Origin of the sequence: Nocardioides marmoriginsengisoli (genome assembly GCF_003725695.1) — a bacterium.
Classification (GTDB): Bacteria; Actinomycetota; Actinomycetes; order Propionibacteriales; family Nocardioidaceae; genus Marmoricola; species Marmoricola marmoriginsengisoli.
Window position 1 is genome coordinate 239,365 of the sequence record NZ_RJSE01000007.1, and the last position, 18,193, is coordinate 257,557.

Annotated in this window: 14 protein-coding genes; 5 read left to right on the plus strand and 9 right to left on the minus strand. The window is 71.1% G+C overall.

Annotation, left to right across the window (positions count from 1 at the left end):
- Positions 1-17: 17 nt before the first annotated feature.
- Together EFK50_RS09820 and EFK50_RS09825 are read right to left on the minus strand one after the other, a co-directional pair.
- Complete coding sequence (locus EFK50_RS09820; protein ID WP_246004107.1) at positions 18-359, minus strand: DUF3817 domain-containing protein; 342 nt, start codon at positions 357-359, stop codon at positions 18-20.
- Between the two features lie 22 nt (positions 360-381).
- On the minus strand, positions 382-1,668 hold the full coding sequence (locus EFK50_RS09825; RefSeq protein WP_246004108.1) for a PucR family transcriptional regulator: 1,287 nt from the start codon (positions 1,666-1,668) through the stop codon (positions 382-384).
- A gap of 121 nt (positions 1,669-1,789) precedes the next feature.
- On the opposite strand from EFK50_RS09825, the gene EFK50_RS09830 reads away from it, so the two are divergent.
- The 3 genes from EFK50_RS09830 to EFK50_RS09840 are packed head-to-tail and all read left to right on the plus strand — an operon-like array spanning position 1,790 to position 6,540.
- Positions 1,790-3,271, plus strand: a complete 1,482-nt coding sequence (locus EFK50_RS09830; protein ID WP_123227395.1) for a class I adenylate-forming enzyme family protein — start codon at positions 1,790-1,792, stop codon at positions 3,269-3,271.
- A gap of 3 nt (positions 3,272-3,274) precedes the next feature.
- Complete coding sequence (locus tag EFK50_RS09835; RefSeq protein WP_123227396.1) at positions 3,275-5,119, plus strand: DUF3556 domain-containing protein; 1,845 nt, start codon at positions 3,275-3,277, stop codon at positions 5,117-5,119.
- Entirely contained in the window at positions 5,116-6,540 is a 1,425-nt protein-coding gene (locus EFK50_RS09840) for a phytoene desaturase family protein (RefSeq protein WP_123227397.1), read from the plus strand. The genes EFK50_RS09835 and EFK50_RS09840 overlap by 4 nt, the downstream gene beginning before the upstream one ends.
- Positions 6,541-6,632: 92 nt before the next feature.
- On the opposite strand, the gene EFK50_RS09845 is transcribed toward EFK50_RS09840, so the two are convergent.
- The 4 genes from EFK50_RS09845 to EFK50_RS09860 all read right to left on the minus strand — a co-directional run bounded on the left by EFK50_RS09845 (position 6,633) and on the right by EFK50_RS09860 (position 10,897).
- Positions 6,633-8,306 carry a carboxypeptidase regulatory-like domain-containing protein gene (locus EFK50_RS09845; protein WP_123227398.1) on the minus strand — a complete coding sequence of 558 codons (1,674 nt, stop codon included), beginning with the start codon at positions 8,304-8,306 and terminating at the stop codon, positions 6,633-6,635.
- 118 nt (positions 8,307-8,424) lie between these two features.
- Positions 8,425-8,949, minus strand: a complete 525-nt coding sequence (locus EFK50_RS09850) for a gamma carbonic anhydrase family protein (RefSeq protein WP_123227399.1) — start codon at positions 8,947-8,949, stop codon at positions 8,425-8,427.
- Between the two features lie 52 nt (positions 8,950-9,001).
- Positions 9,002-10,393 (minus strand): adenylate/guanylate cyclase domain-containing protein, encoded by a 1,392-nt coding sequence (locus EFK50_RS09855; RefSeq protein WP_183407754.1) that lies wholly within the window; start codon positions 10,391-10,393, stop codon positions 9,002-9,004.
- Between the two features lie 75 nt (positions 10,394-10,468).
- The gene (locus EFK50_RS09860) at positions 10,469-10,897 is read right to left on the minus strand and encodes a Crp/Fnr family transcriptional regulator (protein WP_123227401.1); all 429 of its coding nucleotides are present in this window, start codon (positions 10,895-10,897) and stop codon (positions 10,469-10,471) included.
- Between the two features lie 125 nt (positions 10,898-11,022).
- On the opposite strand from EFK50_RS09860, the gene EFK50_RS09865 reads away from it, so the two are divergent.
- Complete coding sequence (locus EFK50_RS09865) at positions 11,023-12,393, plus strand: flavin-containing monooxygenase (protein ID WP_123227402.1); 1,371 nt, start codon at positions 11,023-11,025, stop codon at positions 12,391-12,393.
- A 47-nt stretch (positions 12,394-12,440) separates the two neighbouring features.
- Here EFK50_RS09865 and EFK50_RS09870 read toward each other — a convergent pair whose 3' ends face one another.
- A complete protein-coding gene (locus EFK50_RS09870) occupies positions 12,441-13,034 on the minus strand; it encodes a hypothetical protein (protein ID WP_123227403.1) in 594 nt (197 codons plus the stop codon).
- 78 nt (positions 13,035-13,112) lie between these two features.
- Here EFK50_RS09870 and EFK50_RS09875 point away from each other — a divergent pair, with 78 nt between their 5' ends.
- Positions 13,113-16,247 (plus strand): AfsR/SARP family transcriptional regulator, encoded by a 3,135-nt coding sequence (locus tag EFK50_RS09875; RefSeq protein WP_123227404.1) that lies wholly within the window; start codon positions 13,113-13,115, stop codon positions 16,245-16,247.
- A gap of 47 nt (positions 16,248-16,294) precedes the next feature.
- Here the strand turns inward: EFK50_RS09875 and EFK50_RS09880 are convergent, their stop codons facing one another.
- Positions 16,295-17,149 carry an ABC transporter permease gene (locus EFK50_RS09880; RefSeq protein WP_123227405.1) on the minus strand — a complete coding sequence of 285 codons (855 nt, stop codon included), beginning with the start codon at positions 17,147-17,149 and terminating at the stop codon, positions 16,295-16,297.
- Positions 17,146-18,135 carry an ATP-binding cassette domain-containing protein gene (locus EFK50_RS09885; RefSeq protein WP_123227406.1) on the minus strand — a complete coding sequence of 330 codons (990 nt, stop codon included), beginning with the start codon at positions 18,133-18,135 and terminating at the stop codon, positions 17,146-17,148. Before EFK50_RS09885 ends, EFK50_RS09880 begins: the two co-directional genes overlap by 4 nt.
- Positions 18,136-18,193 lie beyond the last annotated feature (58 nt).

The window sequence follows — 18,193 nt, forward strand, 5'->3', positions numbered from 1 at the left end:
GGCGGAGGTGACGAACCTCAGCCGGCGGGTTCAGGGACGACCGCCGCGGGAGCGACCCCCAGCAACCCCTTGCGATCCGCGACAACCTCGAAGATCGCCGTGGCGAACGGCGGGATGCTCGCCGCGAACGCCAGCAGCGTCGTCTTCCAAGACCAGCCGAAAGCGTTCCGCGCGGTCAGCGAGACCAGCAGGTACGCGATGAAGATGCCGCCGTGGATCGGGCCGAAGATCTTCACGCCCAGCTCGGTCGTCTCGGGGACGTACTTGATGTACATCCCGATCAGCAGGCCGAGCCAGGAGCAGGCCTCGGCGAAGGCGACGATGCGGAACCAGGTGCGTACGCGTGCGGGGTCGGTCACGGCCACACCGTAGCCGGGACGATCAAGCGCGCTGGTCGGCAGGGGCTGCCCCGGGAAGGGCGGCAACTCCCAGCCAGCGGCAGGCGATCAGCGCCAGCTCCAGGTCGAGCCGATCCTCGTCCAGCGGTCGCCCGCGGGCCTCGACGGCACGATCGACCCGGTACTTCACGGTGTTCTTGTGCAGGTGGATCAGGGCGGCGGTGGCGGCGAAGCTGTTCCGTGTCGCGAGGAAGACGCGCAACGTGTCCCGCAACCGCTCCGCCCCCTCGGTGTCCTCGGCGAGCGCGCCGAGCGCCGAGCCGACCAGCCGACGGGTGCCGTCGAGATCGGCAGCGAGCAGTGCCGCGGCGCGGACCTCGGCGTCGCCGTACGCGGTCACGGTCCCGGCGCGGTCCTGCGCCACCATCGCCACGGTCTGCGCACGGAGGGCGTCGAGGTGCGAGCGCCGGAAGCCGTCGGCGCCGGCGGCCGGGGTGCCGAGCGCGACGCGCAGCCCGTGGCTCTCCAGGTCCCCGAGCTCCTCGACGGCCGGTACGGCGCTGGTGCGTCCGAGCGGGATCCATCCCCAGGCCAGGGCGCGGTCCTGGGCGACGAAGAGCGGCGGGGCGGTGCTGCCGAGGGCGCGGCCGAGCCGGGCCAGCAGCTGCTCGAGGTCGCGCAGCTCGGAGCCGGACGCGCGTCCGTCCGGCCGCCACAGGACGGCGCCCACGTGGTGCTGCCGCAACCGGTAGCCGAGGGCGCTCTCCGCCGCCGACACGTCCGGTCCGGAGCCGTCGAGCAGGTCGCTGAGGACCGCCGCGCGCACCGTGTTGCGGTTGGCCAGCCAGCGTTCGCGCTCGGCCTCGTAGACGATCAGCACCTGCTCCGAGACGGCGTCGATGTAGCGGAAGGTGATCGCGATGAACGCCTGCCCAGCCGCGAGCGCGACCTGCGGGTCCGACTCCTCGGCGGCGATCCGGTCGAGGCTCCAGGCGGTCGCGTTCTCCTGGCCGAGTCGGTAGGCGCGCAGCAGCGCGCTCGACGAGATCCCGCGCTGGGCCAGCCGGCGGGCGTACTCGACAGCCGGCGGCGGTGCCTTCACCTCGGAGACCGGGATGTCGTACCGCACGACCTGCGCGATCGTCTCCAGGTTGCCCTCGATGCTGGCCCGGAGCAGCTCCAGGATCACCGGGTCGCCCTGGAGCTCGGTGATCGCGCCGGCGAGCGCGGTGTGCAGGTCTCCGGTGAGCGCGGCCAGGTTCTCGGTCATCCGGTCGGCGGTCGCGCCGACCCGTTCCGTCGTCCGGCGCTCGAAGTCGGGATCTGGCATGGATTCATGGTCGCAGACCAACGGGGAACCCGAAACTGTGCACGTGAACCCCAATTCGGGAGCATTTGTTGGTCTCTGAGCACAATGTGGCCGGAAGGTGTGCGGGCCTAGCGTCACGGCCATGAATCTTGACTACCTCCCCTGGCGGCGGGCCGCGAGCCTCGGAGACCGGCCCTGCGTCCGCGACGAGCGGCAGCAGCTCAGCTACGACCAGTTCGCCTCCCGGGTCGATGCCGCGGCAGCGCAGTTCTCCGGTCTCGGCGTCGGTCCCGGATCGGTGGTCGCGGTGATGCTGCCGAACCGGGTCGAGCTGCTGGTCTCGATCGTCGCGGCCTGGCGGCTCGGTGCGGCGGCGACGCCGGTGAACCCGGCCCTGACCGCGGGCGAGGCCGATCACCAGATCGCGGATTCCGGGGCGGCCCTGGTGATCAACCTCGGCCCGGACGCGCCGCGTGCCGGGCGCACCGCGCTCGCTGTCGACGACCTGGCGACGGACGGGGGATCGGACCTCCCGCCCGCCAGCACCGGCGAGGGCGACCTGGCACTGCTGATCTACACCAGCGGCTCGACCGGCCGGCCCAAGGGCGTGATGCTCAGCCACGGGAACCTCGGGTCGATGGCGCGGATGATGGTCGACCACATCGCCATCACCGAGGGCGACCACTGCCTGCTGGTGCTGCCGCTCTTCCACGCCAACGCGATCTGCGTCAGCTTCCTGTCGCCGATGCTCGCGGGCGCCCAACTCTCGATCCTGGCGGGCTTCCGGCCGACGGAGTTCCTGACCGCGATCGAGACCCTGCGGCCGACCTTCTTCTCCGCCGTACCGACGATCTACTCGATCCTGGCCAACCTGCCCGAGGACGTGGTCGCCGACACCTCGTCGGTCCGAGTGGCGATCTGCGGTGCCGCTCCGGCGCCGGCCACCCTGCTCGACCAGACCGAGCGGCGCTTCGGCTTCCCGATGATCGAGGGCTACGGCCTCTCCGAAGGCACCTGCGCCTCGACCTGCAACCCGCTCGACGGTCCGCGCAAGGCCGGCACCGTCGGGGTCGCGCTGCCCGGCCAGCTGGTCGCGGTGATGGGCCCGGACGGCGAGCTGCTCCCGGCCGGCGAGCGCGGCGAGGTGGTGATCCAGGGTGCCAACGTGATGCAGGGCTACCTGAACCGTCCCGAGGAGACGGCGGAGACGCTCGGCGACGGCTGGCTGCACACCGGCGACGTCGGCATCCTCGACGAGGACGGCTACCTGCGGCTGGTCGACCGGATCAAGGACCTGATCATCCGCGGCGGCGAGAACCTGTACCCCAAGGAGATCGAGGCGGCGCTGCTCAGCCACCCGGGCGTGGTCGAGGCCGCCGTCATCGGAGCCCCCGATCCCGTCTACGGCGAGGTCCCGGTCGCGTACGTCGGCCTGGCCCCGGGAGTGACCGTCGAGGTCGATGCCCTGACCAAGATCTGCACCGAGCAGCTGACCCGGGTCAAGGTCCCGATCAGCATCACCATCCTCGACAGCCTGCCGAAGAACGCCGTCGGCAAGATCGACAAACCAGCGGTCCGTGCCCAGCATGCCCTTGCTGCCGCCGTACCGGGACTAGGAGACTGAGTCATGGGCTTCCTCGCGTTCAGCGATCCGCCGGTCGAGCCGGCGGAGTACTTCCGCAAGCCGTTCCTGGAGCGGATGCGGATCCTGACCACGGACTGGGTCGAGAACGGTTTCGGCACCCCGCGCTACATCCACTTGATCTACATCGCGAAGGTGCTGTTCCTCTACATCGGCCTCGGCCTGTTCCTGATCTCGCGGACCTCGGACCTCGGCTCGGTCTGGGACTTCAACGAGTGGTGGAACGAGCCGATCGTCTACCAGAAGCTGCTGGCCTGGACGATGTTCCTGGAGGCATTCGGGCTGGCCGGTACCTGGGGTCCGCTCTGCGGTCACTTCAAGCCGATGACCGGCGCGATCACCTACTGGGTCCGTCCCGGCACCATCCGGCTGGCGCCGTGGCCGGGCAAGGTGCCGCTGACCTCCGGTGACTCCCGGACCGTCGTCGACGTGCTCCTGTACGTCGGGCTGCTGGCGGCGCTGCTGACGGCATTCGTCCTCCCGGGCGTCGACAACGCCTCGATCCCGGCGTCGGTGCACGCGGAGGGCGGCCTGGTCCGGCCGTGGATCCTGCTCACGGTGATCGGCCTGGCGGTGGCGCTCGGCCTGCGCGACAAGGTGATCTTCCTGGCGGCCCGCAGCGAGCAGTACCTGCCGGCGATGTTCTTCTGCGCCACCCTCGGCTTCACCGACATGATCATCGCGCTGAAGATGACGATCGTGATGGTGTGGCTCGGTGCCGGGGTCTCCAAGTTCGGCAACCACTTCGTCAACGTGGTCCCGACGATGGTGGCCAACGGGCCGTTCGTCCCACTCAAGAGCATCAGTCGTGCGCACTTCAAGGACGCGCCGAACGACCTGCGCCCCTCCGGCCTGGCCTGGTTCATGGCGCACATCGGCGGCACCACCGTCGAGCTGCTGATCCCGCTGACCCTGCTGCTCACCACCAACACCACGGTGGCGCTGCTGGGGGCGATCGCGATGGTGACCTTCCACCTCTTCATCACGTCGCTGTTCCCGCTGGCGGTGCCGCTGGAGTGGAACATCTTCTACGCCTTCGCCGCGGTCTTCCTCTTCGTCGGCTTCGACGCCGGCGACGGCTACGCGGTCTGGGACTTCTCGCACGGCTGGATGCTCCCGGTGATCGCGGTCGGGCTGGCGTTCTTCCCGGTGCTCGGCAACCTGCGTCCCGACCTGGTGTCGTTCCTGCCCTCGATGCGCCAGTACGCCGGCAACTGGGCGTCGGCGACCTGGGTGATGGCTCCCGGCGTCGAGGAGCGGCTCAACGAGCTGCCCAAGCCGGCCCCGAACCAGACCGACCAGCTGGTCGCGATGGGGTACGACGACGACTTCTCCGAGATCATGATCCAGAAGGCGATGGCCTGGCGGGCGATGCACAGCCAGGGGCGCGGCCTGTACTCGGTGATGATCCGGGAGTACGGGGACGACCTGGAGCGGTACACGTTGCGCGAGGCCGAGTTCGTCTGCAACACGTTGGTCGGCTGGAACTTCGGTGACGGGCACCTGCACGACGAGGGGCTGATCAGTGCGGTGCAGAAGCGGTTGCGGTTCGCGCCCGGCGAGCTGGTGGTGATCTTCGTGGAGTCGCAGCCGATCCACAAGAAGACCCAGGACTACCGGATCATCGACGCCGCGGTCGGAGTCGTCGAGCGCGGCACCTGGCTGGTCACCGACGCGGTCGCCGAGCAGCCGTGGCTGCCGAACGGGCCGATTCCGCTTGAGGTCACCTGGCGCGATCCGGCGTACGTCCGGCCGGCGGTAGCTGCGGTCGCCTCGGTACCCTCGGTGGGAGAGGCCTCGAAACCCCCCACTCCCGAGGCAGGACAGTGACCACAGCGGTAGTAGTCGGCAGCGGACCGAACGGTCTCGCCGGCGCGGTCCGGCTCGCGCAGGCCGGGCTCGAGGTCACCGTCCTGGAGGCCGCCGAGACCGCCGGCGGCGGTGCCCGGACGACGGAACGGATCGTGCCGGGGCTGCTGCACGACGACTGCTCGGCGTTCCACCCGACCGGGATCACCTCGCCGTACTTCTCCACTCTCGGCCTGCACGCGCACGGGTTGCGCTGGCTCTGGCCGGAGGTCGACCTCGCGCACCCGCTCGACGACGGCCGGGCCGGAGTGGTCACCCGCGACTTCGCGGACACCGACGCGACCCTCGGCGCCGACGCGAAGTCCTGGCGCCGGGTGTTCGAGCCGCTGGCGCGGAACTTCGACAAGATCGTCGTGGACGCGATGGGTCCGGCCGTGCACGTGCCGAAGCACCCGATCGCGTTCGGTCGCTTCGGCCCGCAGGCGCTCGCTCCGGCGACCTGGACGATGCGGCACTGGAAGGACGACCCGGCGCGGGCGCTCTACACCGGCGTCGCCGCGCACGCCTTCGGGAGGCTGGACACGCCGCTCAGCGGATCGGTCGGGCTGATGCTGACGGCGGCCGGGCACCGGGCCGGGTGGCCGGTCGCGGAGGGCGGCTCGCAGTCGATCGCGAACGCGCTGATCTCGCTGCTGACGAGCCTCGGCGGGACGGTACGGACGGGGACGCGGGTGACCTCGCGGGCCCAGCTCCGCGACCTGGTCGGCTTCGACCCGGACGTCGTCCTGCTCGACCTGGCCCCGGCCGGAGTCCTGGACGTCCTCGGTGACGAGCTGCCCGGGCGGGTACGCCGCGCCTTCCGCCGCTACGAGTACGGCCCGGCCGTGCACAAGGTCGACTACGCGATCGAGGGCGACGTCCCGTGGACCAACGAGAACTGCCGGCGCGCGGGCACCCTGCACCTGGGCGGCACTGCCGAGGAGATCGTGACGATCGAAGGGGCCACCGCGCGCGGCGAGATGCCGGAGCGCCCGTTCGCGCTGATCGGTCAGCAGTACCTCGCCGACCCGTCGCGCTCGGCCGGATCGATCAACCCGCTCTGGGCCTACGCGCACGTGCCGGCCGGGTACACCGGTGATGCGACCGAGGCCCTGACCGCGCAGATCGAACGCTTCGCCCCGGGGTTCCGCGACCGCATCGTCGGCACCTTCGTCCGCTCGGCGTCCGACATGGCGTCGTACAACGCGAACTACGTCGGTGGCGACATCGGCGCCGGCGCGAACAACGCCCGCCAGATCCTGTTCCGTCCCCGCGCCGCCCCCAATCCCTACTCGCTCGGGATCAAGGGCGTGTACCTCTGCTCGTCCGCCGCCGCGCCGGGTGGGGGAGTGCACGGGATGTGCGGGTTCAACGCGGCGGAGACGGCGCTGAAGCGGTTGTAGCGGCGACGCCGTACCAACCCGAGCGCCGAACCAACCCGGACGTCGAGCTGCCCCCGGACGTCGAGCCTGTCGAGACGCGGTGAGGCACGCGCCTACCGGACCGCGCGCGCCTTCTTGACGACGCGGACGAGCGTCGCGTAGCCGGGCCGCTTGAGCGTGATCCGGACGCCGATCGACCGCCCCTTGTTGGCCTTCACCAGCTTGTAGGTCGCGCTCCTGGCAGCCGGAATCGGCAGCCCTCGTCGCAGCCACTGGTAGGTGACGACCGCGCCAGGGGTGGTCCGCGGCGGGACGGCGCGCATCGTCCGTCCGACCTTCAAGGTGCCGAGGAGCGACGGCGCGGAGGTGAGCCGGAAGAGTCCGGCTGCGATGGGCGCGGTTGCCGGGCTCGGAACGGTTGTCGCGGTCAGTCCGGCATGCTGCGCGGTGACGCGGACCGTGATCGTCTTGCCGAGATCGGCGGCAACGAGAGCGTAGGACTTCTGAACGGCTCCCGGGATGATCGCGCCGTTGCGCAGCCACTGACGAGTCGTGGTTGCGGTGGTCGGCCGCCAGGTGCCGTCGCCGGCGGTCAGGACCGAGCCGACGCGCCGGGTGCCGCTGATCGAGGGGGCGGTCTTGGTGATCACGTCGACCTGGTCGAGGGTGAGGTCGATGTTCGGGGTGACCTGGTTGGTGCTGACGGTGATTTCCTGCGCGGCGGCCGCGGTGGTCGCGTCGGGCCAGTACTTGTTCCGGAAGTGGGAGTCCGCCGGGTAGGCGACGAGTCGGTAGGTGCCCTGCTGGGGGGCGAGGATCGAGTAGGTGCCGTCGGCCGCAGTTCGAGGCATCTCGTCGAAGGGGCCCAGGCCCTCGTTGACCCAGTTGTTGCCGGCCTTGCGGAAGATGACGATCCGGGTCCCTTCCACCGGGGTGCCGTCGGTCGCGCTGGTCACCTTTCCGGTGATGCGTCCGAGCGGGAGCAGGCCGGTCGGGTTGATGTCGGCCGTGGTGTTCGCCGCGGTCACGGTCACCGGCGTGGCCGCCGCGGAGGTCGTCTGTCCTTGCCACCAGCCCTCGACCTTGGAGAGCCGCGTGTAGAAGTGGAGGAGGTAGGAGCCCGCCGCCAGTCCGTCGATCGTGTAGCTGCCGTCGTCCTCGATCCACGCGGTGTTGGCCAAGAACCTGCCCAACGGGTACGTCGGGTCAGTCACCCAGGCTTCGACGATGCCGTCGCGGAAGCCGCCGGGAGTGGAGGCCGTTACCTGTGCGACGGTGCCGGTGATCTTGCCTTCCACGGCGAGCTCGGGGTTGAGGGTGGTCAGCTGGTCGGGCTCGACCGTGACCGTCGTCGAGTCCTGGCGGGTCAGGGAGTCCTGCCACCACTCGCCTGCCCACTGGGTGTAGCCGACCCTGAAGTACACCTTGTACTCGCCCGACGGGAGCGCGATCGCGAACTTCCCGTTGGCGTCGGTGTTGACGAACCGGCACGCGGCTTCGATCTCACAGGCGTCGCCGGCGAGTGAGTCGTCGGGAGCAACGACCGTGGGATCGAGCGGGTAGACGGAGACGAAGCTGGCGCCGCCGACTTGGCCCTCGAGGGACACGGTGCCGTCGATCCCTTGGGTCACCTCGGGTTCGGGCGCAGCCTGGGACACGCCCGCAGGCACCAGCAGAACGCCGAGGGACACCACCAGCGCGGTGATCAGGCGGAGGGTCCGGTGGCTGCCACGGGGGTTGCGGTCGGCAGCTCCCGTAGCGGGATTCGCCGGCAGAGCAGTAGCCATGTGCGTGATTTCCTCAGGTCCGAGAACGACGGGTACGTCGCCGCGACCCTAACCTTTTGGGGCGATTCGTGCCGTATTCGATCCACCGGTCGTCCCCGGCAGGACCCGACGTCCGGGCTCAGGCCGGCTTCAGGCCGGTGCGGTGCCGCTGCGCCAGCTCGGCGTAGTACGGCGGGTTCGCGTCCACCCAGAACTGCGCCATCGTGCCCTCGATCGGCTTCTTGACCTGGGCCGGCGTACCGGCGGCGAGGACGCCCGGCGGGATCTGCGTCTCCGGGCTGACCAGCGATCCGGCGGCGACCATCGAACCGGCGCCGAGCCGGGTGCCGTCGAGCATGGTGCTGCCGTTGCCGAGCAGCGCCTTCTCCTCGAGCACGCCGCCGTGCAGGATGCAGCTGTGCGCGACGGTGGCACCGGGACCGACCTCGATGACCGCGTCGGGGGCACCGTGCAGGACCGAGTTGTCCTGCACGTTCGCGCCCTCGCGGATCACGATCGTGCAGATGTCCGCGCGCAGCACCGCGCCGTACCAGACGCTGGCGCCCTTCTCGACGGTGACGTCGCCGATCAGGGTGGCGGTCGGGGCGATGAACGCCTCGGGGTGGACGGTGGGGCGCTTGCCCTCGAAATCGAACAGGTTCACCCCGGGAGGCTACTGCTCCCTCGTACGCCGACCTGCGAATGTCGCGGGTGGGTCAGCTGGGATCCTCAGGCGCCTCGGCAGTGACATTTGCATGTCCCTGGACGACGGGAGGTACGTCACCGGGCTCGGGGGCCGGCTCCCGCTGCATCGGTACGACGCCGCTGGCAGTCCCCGGGGTGGTGAAGGTGGGCCGCGCCGCACGGGTGTCCTCGATGGTGACCTCGACCGGCTCGGTGATGCCGCGGAAGGTCAGCATCGTGCGGACCCAGCCGGGGGTCTCCTCCAGGGCGCGGGCCGTCCCCGGCCCCATCAGGATCTGGCCGTCCTCGGCTCGTCCGCACAACCGTGCGGACAGGTTCACGGTGGTGCCGATGGCGGCGTACTCGAGCTGGGCGTCGGTGCCGATCGCGCCGACCGCGCACTCGCCGGACGACAACCCGATGCCGACGCCGAGCGGGGTCTCCGGGGTGGCCCACTTGTCGGTGACCACCCGGACCCGGGCGATCAGGTGGCGCGCCAGGTTCAGCCCGACGCGCGGGTGGTCCGGCCGCGGGAACGGGGCGCCTACCAGGATCAGCGCGCCGTCGCCGGCGAAGTCCTTGACGGTGGCGCCGTACTCGGCGGCGGCGTCGATCACGACCGCGTAGTACTCCTGGAGCACCTGCACCATGAACTCGGCGCCGTGCCGCTGGGTGAAGGTGGTGAAGCCGCGCAGGTCGATGCTGAGCGCGGTCAGGCTGTAGATCTCGGTCCGAACGGCGTCCGGCAGCCCGGAGAGGTGCGCGGTCTCGGCGATGTCGGGGGAGACGAACCGGGCCATGTTGCTGCGCTCGTCGAAGAGCGCGTCCTGTTGCGAGTCGATGATCAGGTGGTCGACGTAGGTCTGCCGGGTCAGCCACTCCATCGCGAGGTTGAGCACCATCCCGGAGAGCAGCGCGGTGACCGGGATGAACAGCCCGACCGCGAGCTCCTGGTCGTCGATCCGGCCGGTCGCGTGCAGGCGCAGGGTGGCCGCGGCGGCGAGGACGACGTACGGGCTCACCGAGAGCAGGGCGAACCGCGGCGGCAGCCGGAACATGGTCAACCCGAAGTACGCCGCCATCGTCACGCAGGCGCCGATCAGTGCCGGGTTGTCGGTCGGGTAGGTGAGGGCGACCGCGAGGACGCCGCCGATCAGGTTCGCCAGCCCGCTCCACGGCAGCACCAGGTGCCCCAGGTCGTCGCGGCGGGCGACCACGGCGCCGGCGAGCAGCAGTCCGATCATCGCCGGGATCAGCACCAGGGCGAGCCCGCGGTACTCGTCCAGTGCCCCCAGCGCGACGGCGACGAAGGCGCACCCGGCCGCACCGGCGGCGCCGTACATCGCGAACTGGGTGAAGGCGCGCACGTGCTCGCGGCGCCACGAGACGTAGTCCTGCTCGACGGTGTCGTCGAGGAACCGCAAACCCCAGTGCGTCTCCGGAGACCCGAGCTCAGAAACGACCGGCCAACCCCCGGGCCTGGTCATGGCGAGGGTCGGTCAGTCACCCTGGTCGCGCTGGCCCCGCTCTGCCGAGGCGCCCGTGATCGCCTCGTTGAAGTGCGGGATCTTCGCGTTCAGGGAGGCCACGCTCTCGGCCGTGAAGTGCAGGGCCTCGAGCGGCGTCTCGGTGACGACGGTCGCCGAGCGCAGCTTGTGGTTGACCAGGGCCATCTCGCCGATCAGGTCGCCCGCGCCGACCCGAGCGACCTCTTCGCCGCTGCGACGGACCGAGACCTCGCCGCTGAGGATCAGGTACGCCTTGTCGGCCGGGGTGTTCTCGGCCATCATCGCCCAGCCCTCGGGGACCGTCAGGTACGTCGAGGCGTCCAGCACCATCCGGACCTCGTCATCGGTGAAATCCTTGAACCGGTCCAGCGTGGCGAGCTGCTGGATCCGCGCGTTCTCGTCGGACTCTTTGCCGAACATCGCCGGACTCCTCTCGTGCGGCCGGTCCGGCCGCGCAGGTTGCTCCCCGCGGCTGATTCTCCTGGCTGGACAGGTCTGTTGTCCATCACCTGACCGGCGCGCGCCCTCCGGGGTAGGTTCCCGCCATGACGACCCCGGCCGATGGAACCGCCGCTACCCAGGTCTGCGTGATCGGGGCCGGGTCCTCCGGGATCACCGCGGCGCAGGTGCTGCACGCCCGCGGAGTCGCCTTCGACTGCTTCGAGGTGGGCAGCGAGGTCGGCGGCAACTGGCGCTACGACAACGACAACCAGATGTCCTCGGCGTACGCCTCGCTGCACATCAACACCTCGCGGCAGCTGATGGAGTACGCCGCCTACCCGATGCCGGAGACGCTGCCGGACTACCCGAGCCACCGGCAGATCGCGGCGTACTTCGACGCGTTCGTCGACCACTTCGGCTTCCGCGACCGGATCAGCTTCCGGACCGAGGTCGTCCAGGTGGAGCCGGTCCCCGGCGGCGGGTACGACGTGACCGTGCGGGCTGCGGGCGCCCCGGCCGGCTCGACGTCCGAGGTGCGGACCCGCCGCTACCAGCACGTGATCGTCGCGAACGGCCACCACTGGAAGCCGCGCTGGCCCGAGCCGGCCTTCCCGGGCGCCGACGGCTTCTCGGGCGAGCAGCTTCACGCCCACCACTACCGGACGCCCGAACCGCTGGTCGACAAACGGGTGCTGGTGCTCGGCATCGGCAACTCCGCCTGCGACATCGCCGTCGAGTCCTCCCGCGTGGCCGCCTCGACCGACCTGGCGATGCGGCGCGGGGCGCACATCGTGCCGAAGTTCATGCTCGGCGTGCCGACCGACCACCTCACCGACTCCGCCCTCGCCCGCGGGCCGCTGAAGGTGCAGCAGGTGGCGATGGCGCTGATGCTCCGGTTCACCCAGGGCAAGGTCACCGACTACGGACTACCGAAGCCCGACCACGCCGTGCTGCACGCGCACCCGACGGTCAGCCAGGACCTGCTCAACCGGCTCGGTCACGGCGACCTCCGGGTGCGGCCGAACATCGAGCGCTTCGAGGGCTCGACCGTCTTCTTCGCCGACGGCAGCTCCGACGAGTACGACGTGGTCGTCTACTGCACCGGCTACCAGGTCAGCTTCCCGTTCCTGGACTCCCGGGTGCTCGCGTCCGAGGACAACCACATCGACCTGTACCGACGGGTGGTCGACCCGCGGCACCCGGGGCTCTACTTCATCGGCCTGATCCAGCCGCTCGGCGCGATCATGCCGCTCGCCGAGGCGCAGGCCGAGTGGGTCGGCGACCTGATCACCGGGGTCGGCGCACTGCCGTCGGTCGAGGTGATGGAGGCCCAGATCGCCGACTACGACCGGGCCCTCGCCAAGCGGTACGTCGCCTCGAAGCGGCACACCATCCAGGTCGACTTCCACGCCTACCGGTCCGAGATCGCCAAGGAGCGCAAGCGGGCCCGGCGGCGGATGTCGAGGCGGGCCTAGCTCGACGTCCGGCGGCTCGGACGTCGAGCCTGTCGAGACGTGGCGACCTACGTGCCGTTGTTGAAGATGCCGGAGCCGTTGCCGCCGTACAGGGAGAGGCCGAGGGTCACCACCAGCGCCACCAGCCAGGCGGCCTCGAGGAACCGGGCGGTCATCCGGCGCTGCTCCGCGCTCGGCCCCTTTCCGGGGCCCTTCGGGGTGGACTTGTGCAGAACCAGCAGCACCAGGCCGCCGAAGACCAGCATCCCGACGTTGGCGGCCATCCCCCAGACCCAGCCGGCGCTGAGCGGGTTGCCGACCAGGGCGCCGGTGCCGAACTGGGTGTGCACCCCGAGCACCCGCGCCGGCACGATCAGCATCGTCAGGCCGATCCAGGCCGCCAGCAGCACCGAGCGGTTGCGCAGCTGGGTCCGGGTCAGCCGGTGCCGCTCGTTCCAGAAGATCGCCGTGACCAGGTACGGCGGCCCGCCGACCAACCAGCCCACGAAGAGCCAGCCCTCCACCGTGGTCGGCGTCTTCTGCAGCTGCAGCGCAATGTCCTCGCCGAGCACCCGGCCGACGACGAGGAAGAGGACGGCAAATCCGGCGATGCACCAGCCGAACCGCGCGCGGTCGGACAGCGGTGTCCGGTTGCTCCCCATGTGCCGAATCTACTGGGAGCCGGGCGAGCGGGCCGAATCCGCACCGCCGTATCACGGGCCGAGTCCTAGGATGGCCGGGTGCCCATCGTCCTGAGCCTGCTCGACGCGGTGCGCTGGAACGGGGAGCCGGTCGTCGGCGATCGTCCGCAGGCACTCCTCGCGGCGCTGGCCGACGCGGGCCGGGTGGTGCGTGCCGAGACCCTGGTCGAACAAGTCTGGGGCGAGGACGTCCCCGCCGTCCCGGCGAAGGCGCTCCAGGTCCTGGTCTCCCGCACCCGGTCGGCCTGCGGCCCGGACGCAGTGGTCCGCGACGGCGACGGCTACCGGCTCGGGATCGCGGCGGCCGCGGTGGACAGCACCCGGCTGGCCGAGCTCGCCGCCGCGGCGCGGGTGGGTTTCGAACGCGATCCGGCGACGGCGGTCCGGCAGGCGCGCGAGGCCCTGGGGTACGGCGCCGGGCTGGTCGCCGCCGGGGAGAGCGAGGGCCCGCTCGCCGACGTACGGCGGCACGCTGCCCTCGACCTGCGCACCGCGACGGTGGCCCTGGCCCGGGCCCTGAGCCGGCTGGGCGACCATGCGGAGGCGCTGCCCGGTCTCGAGGCCGCCTCCGCCGAGCACCCCGACGACGAGGGCCTGCTCGCGGACCTGCTCCGCAGCGAGGGAGCCGTTCGCGGTGCCGGTGCCGCCCTGGAGCGGTACGAGGCGCACCGGATCCAGCTGCGCGACCGGCTCGGTGCCGATCCTGGCGCGGAGCTGCGCCGGCTGCACGCCGAGCTGCTCGCACTGGACAGTCCCGTCCGTGAGGGCGTCCAGTACGAGGCGACCTCGCTGCTCGGCCGCGAGCAGGACATCCGCCGGCTGCACGCGCTTCTCGGTACCTCGCGGGTGGTCTCGATCCTGGGGCCCGGGGGGCTCGGCAAGACCCGGCTGGCGCACGTCCTGGGTCGTGACGCCGCGCAGCCGGTCGTGCACTTCGTCGAGCTGGTCGGCGTCACCGCGGCCGACGACCTGATCGGCGAGGTCGGCTCGGCGCTGGGCGTGCGGGACTCGGTGAGCGGCCGCCGGGCCCTGACGCCCGAGCAGCGGGCCGACGTACGGGCCCGGATCGCGCAGCACCTCGACCAGACCCCGAGCCTGCTGATCCTCGACAACTGCGAGCACATCGTCGCCGCGGTCGCCGACCTGGTCGCCTACCTGGTGGCGACAACGCGCACGCTGCGGGTGCTGACCACGACCCGGTCGCCGCTGGCGATCTCGGCGGAGACGGTCTACCCGCTGGGCGAGCTCGACGTCGAGGACGCGGTCGAGCTGTTCCGGCAGCGGGCGGTCGCGGCCCGGCCGGACGTCCAGATCGACGACGCCGTGGTCGACATCGTGCGCCGTCTCGACGGGCTGCCGCTGGCGATCGAGCTGGCGGCCGCGAAGGTCCGGGTGATGTCGACGGCCGACATCGCGCGCCGGCTGGAGAACCGGTTCGCGCTGCTCCGCGGCGGCGACCGGAGCGCTCCCGACCGGCACCAGACCCTGCTCGCGGTGATCGACTGGTCCTGGAACCTGCTCGGTGAGCCGGAGCGGCATGCGCTGCGCTGGCTCTCGGTCTTCCACGACGGGTTCAGCCTGGAGGGCGCCGAGGCGCTGCTCGGTGCCACCGCGCTGGACGCGTTGCAGGACCTCAGCGACCAGTCGCTGGTCAGCGTGCTCGAGGCGGACGGGGCGGTGCGCTACCGGATGCTGGAGACGGTCCGCGAGTTCGGCCGGATGCAGCTGGTCGACGCCGACGAGGACGTCCGGGCCGCCGAGGCGCATCGCCGCTGGGCGGTCGACCTGTGCCTGCGGGAGGGCGCCGCGATCTTCGGTGCCGGCCAGTTCGAGGCGGTCGACGCGCTCCGGGCCGAGGAGAGCAACCTCGCCGACGTCCTCCGCCAGGCGCTGGTCGCCGCCGACCCGGTGACCGTCGTCCAGGTGCTCTCGGCGCTCGGCTGCTTCTGGTCGATCCTCGGCGACCACGCACGGGTGATCGTGCTGGCCGACGCGGTGACCTCGGTCGTCGGCGGGTGGCAACCGCCTGACGAGCTCGCCGCCGTCACCCGGGTCGCGCTGGTGATGACGCTGAACAACGCGATGATCGGCTCCTCGGAGCAGTCCGAGCAGATCCGCGCGGTGCTGCGCGAGCTGGGACCGGGCGAGGACGACCCGAGGATCGCCGCGACCGTCCAGGTGGTGCTGGCCTTCGACCCGTCCGACCTCGACGGGTTCCTCGGCGCGATGGCGGAGTTCGGCCGCAGCGCGGATCGCAACCTCGCGATGATGGCGGAGCAGATGCGCAGCCACGCGCTGGAGAACAGCGGTGAGCCGGCCGAGGCGCTGGCCGCCGCCGAGCACGCGCTCGCGCTGGCGCGGCCTGAGGACGGGCCGTGGCTGCCGGCGATCCTGCACACCCAGATTGCCCAGCTGATGATCCAGCGCGGCGACCGGGACGGCGCGGTGCTCCACGCCCGGGAGGCCATCCCGACCCTGGAGCGCCTCCGCGCGATGGACGACGCCCTCCAGCTGCGCTCGCTGCTGGTGCTCGCGGCGGTCGGTGCCGGCGACCTCGACCGGGCTGCCCTGGAGCTGGAGCGGCTCAGCGCCATCGACGACTCCGAGGCGGTGTTCGGCGGCCAGCTGGTGATCCACCTCGGGGAGGCCGAGCTGGCGCTGGCCCTCGGCGAGGTCGACCGCGGGCTGGAGCTCTACCGGGCGTCGATCGAGCGGGTCCGCGCGATCGAGTTCCCGGGGATCGACGCCACCGGCCTGGAGCCGTGGGTCTTCTTCGGGGAGGCGACGGCGCTGTCGGCGTACGCGCAGTACGGCGCGGATCCGGGCGGCGGGATCGGGCCGCAGCTCTTCGACTCCTGCCGCGCCAAGCTGCGCGGCGTGCTCGACCCCGACTACCCGTACCTGGACTACCCGGTCTGCGGGCTGGTCTTCTTCGGCGTCGGGACCTGGGGGCTGCTCCAGGACGGGCTGCCGGTCGAGGACGCCGTCCGGCTGCTGGTGCTGGCCGAGCGGTTCGCCTACAACCGGACGGTGCCGACGATGGCCTGGGACCGGATCGTGCGGCACGTGGAGGAACGGGCGCCGGGCGTGCTGGAGAAGATCCAGGCCGAGTACGGCGACCGCCGCGGCCCGGACCTCCTGGAGGACGCGCGGGCGTTCGTGACCTCGCTCTGAGGACACCGCGGCACCGCGGGGCCGGTCGCCCCGCGGTGCCGTGCGTCCTAGAGGTGCTTCTTGTAGCTGCGCACCGAGAGCGGCGCGAAGATCGCGATCACGATCAGCCCGGCCAGCAGGGTCCACCAGACCTCGCTGGTGACCTGGCCGTTGTTCGCCAGGTCGCGGGCCGCGGTGACCAGGTGCGAGACGGGGTTGATCTTCACGAAGGTGGCGAGCCCGTCGGGCAGGGTGTTGATCCCGACGAACGCGTTGGAGAGGAACGTCAGCGGGAACAGGATCATCATCGAGAAGCCCTGCACCGCCTGCGCGCTCTTGGCGATGGTCCCGATCCAGGTGAAGGCCCAGGCCAGGCACCAGCCGGTGAAGATCGCCAGCAGGATCGCGGCGGTCACGCCGAGGACGCCGCCGCCGGGGCGGTAGCCGATCACCATGCCCATGGCGAAGGTCAGCGTCGCGGCGATCGTGTAGCGGAGCAGGTCGGCGACCATCGGCCCCGCCAGCGGCGCGATCCGGGCGATCGGCAGCGACTTGAAGCGGTCGAAGACGCCCTTGTCCATGTCCTCGCGGAGCTGGACGCCGGTCGCCATGCAGGTGGTCAGCACGGTCTGGGCCAGGATGCCGGGGATCATCAGCGGCAGGTAGCTCTTCACGTCGCCGGCGATCGCGCCGCCGAAGACGTAGGCGAACATCACCGTGAAGATGATCGGCTGGAACGTCACGTCGAAGAACTGCTCCGGGTTGCGGCGCATCTTCTTGGTGGCGCGCCAGGCCATCGACATCGTCTGGCTGACGGTCTGGCGCAGGGTGTTGTGCGGGTTGGTCCGGGCGACGATCGCGTCCACGTCGAGGACGGTCACCTCCGGACGCCGCGCTTCGCGGGTTGCGGTGAGGGTGCTCATCGGACGGTCTCCAATTCTTCGTCGTGGGTGGTCTCGGCAGTGCCGGTGTCGTGGCCGGTCAGCGCCAGGAAGACCTCGTCGAGGGTCGGCTTGTCGACGCTGACCGAGGTGATGCTGACGCCGGCCTGGCGGAGCCCGATCAGGACGTCGGCGGCGCCGTCGGCCAGGTCGAGGCCGACGTTGAGGCGCCCCGACTCGGGGGTGAGGACCGGCTCCTGGCCGACGATCCGCCGTACGACGTCCAGCGCGAGGTTCTGGTCGGCGCCGTCGGCGAGCTGCAGCTGAAGCGTCGAGTCGCCGACCGAGCTCTTGAGCTCGTCGGGCGTTCCCTCGGCGACCTTCACGCCGCGGTCGATCACGGCGATCCGGTCGGCGAGCTGGTCGGCCTCGTCGAGGTACTGGGTCGTCAGCAGGATGGTGCTGCCGTCGGCGACCAGGCCGCGGATGGTGTCCCACATCTGACCCCGGGTCCGCGGGTCGAGGCCGGTGGTCGGCTCGTCGAGGAAGATCAGCGGGGGACGGGTGATCAGGCTGGCGGCGAGGTCGAGCCGCCGCCGCATGCCGCCGGAGAACTGCGAGATCGGCTTGTCGGCCGCCTCCTCCAGGGCGAACTGGCCGAGCAGTCGCGCCGCGGTGTCCTTCGCCTCCTTGCTGGAGACGCCCTGGAGCCGGCCGAAGAGCCAGAGGTTCTCGGTGGCGGTCAGGTTCTCGTCGACCGACGCGTACTGGCCGGTGACGCCGAGCAGCTGGCGAATCCGGTGCGGCTCCTTCGCGACGTCGACGCCGAAGATCGACGCCGAGCCGCCGTCGATGGCGTGCAGCGTCGCCAGCATCTTCAGCATCGTGGTCTTGCCGGCGCCGTTCGGGCCGAGGACGCCGAAGATCTCGCCCTGGCGGACCTCCAGGTCGATCCCGTCGACCGCGTTGAAGGTGCCGAAGGTCTTGACCAGGCCGGTGGCCTGGACTGCGTTCGTGGTGGTGGGCATCGGGTGCTCCCTTCCTGACCGGCACGGGTGGCCGGTCAGGAAGCAGCCTCCGGGCCCG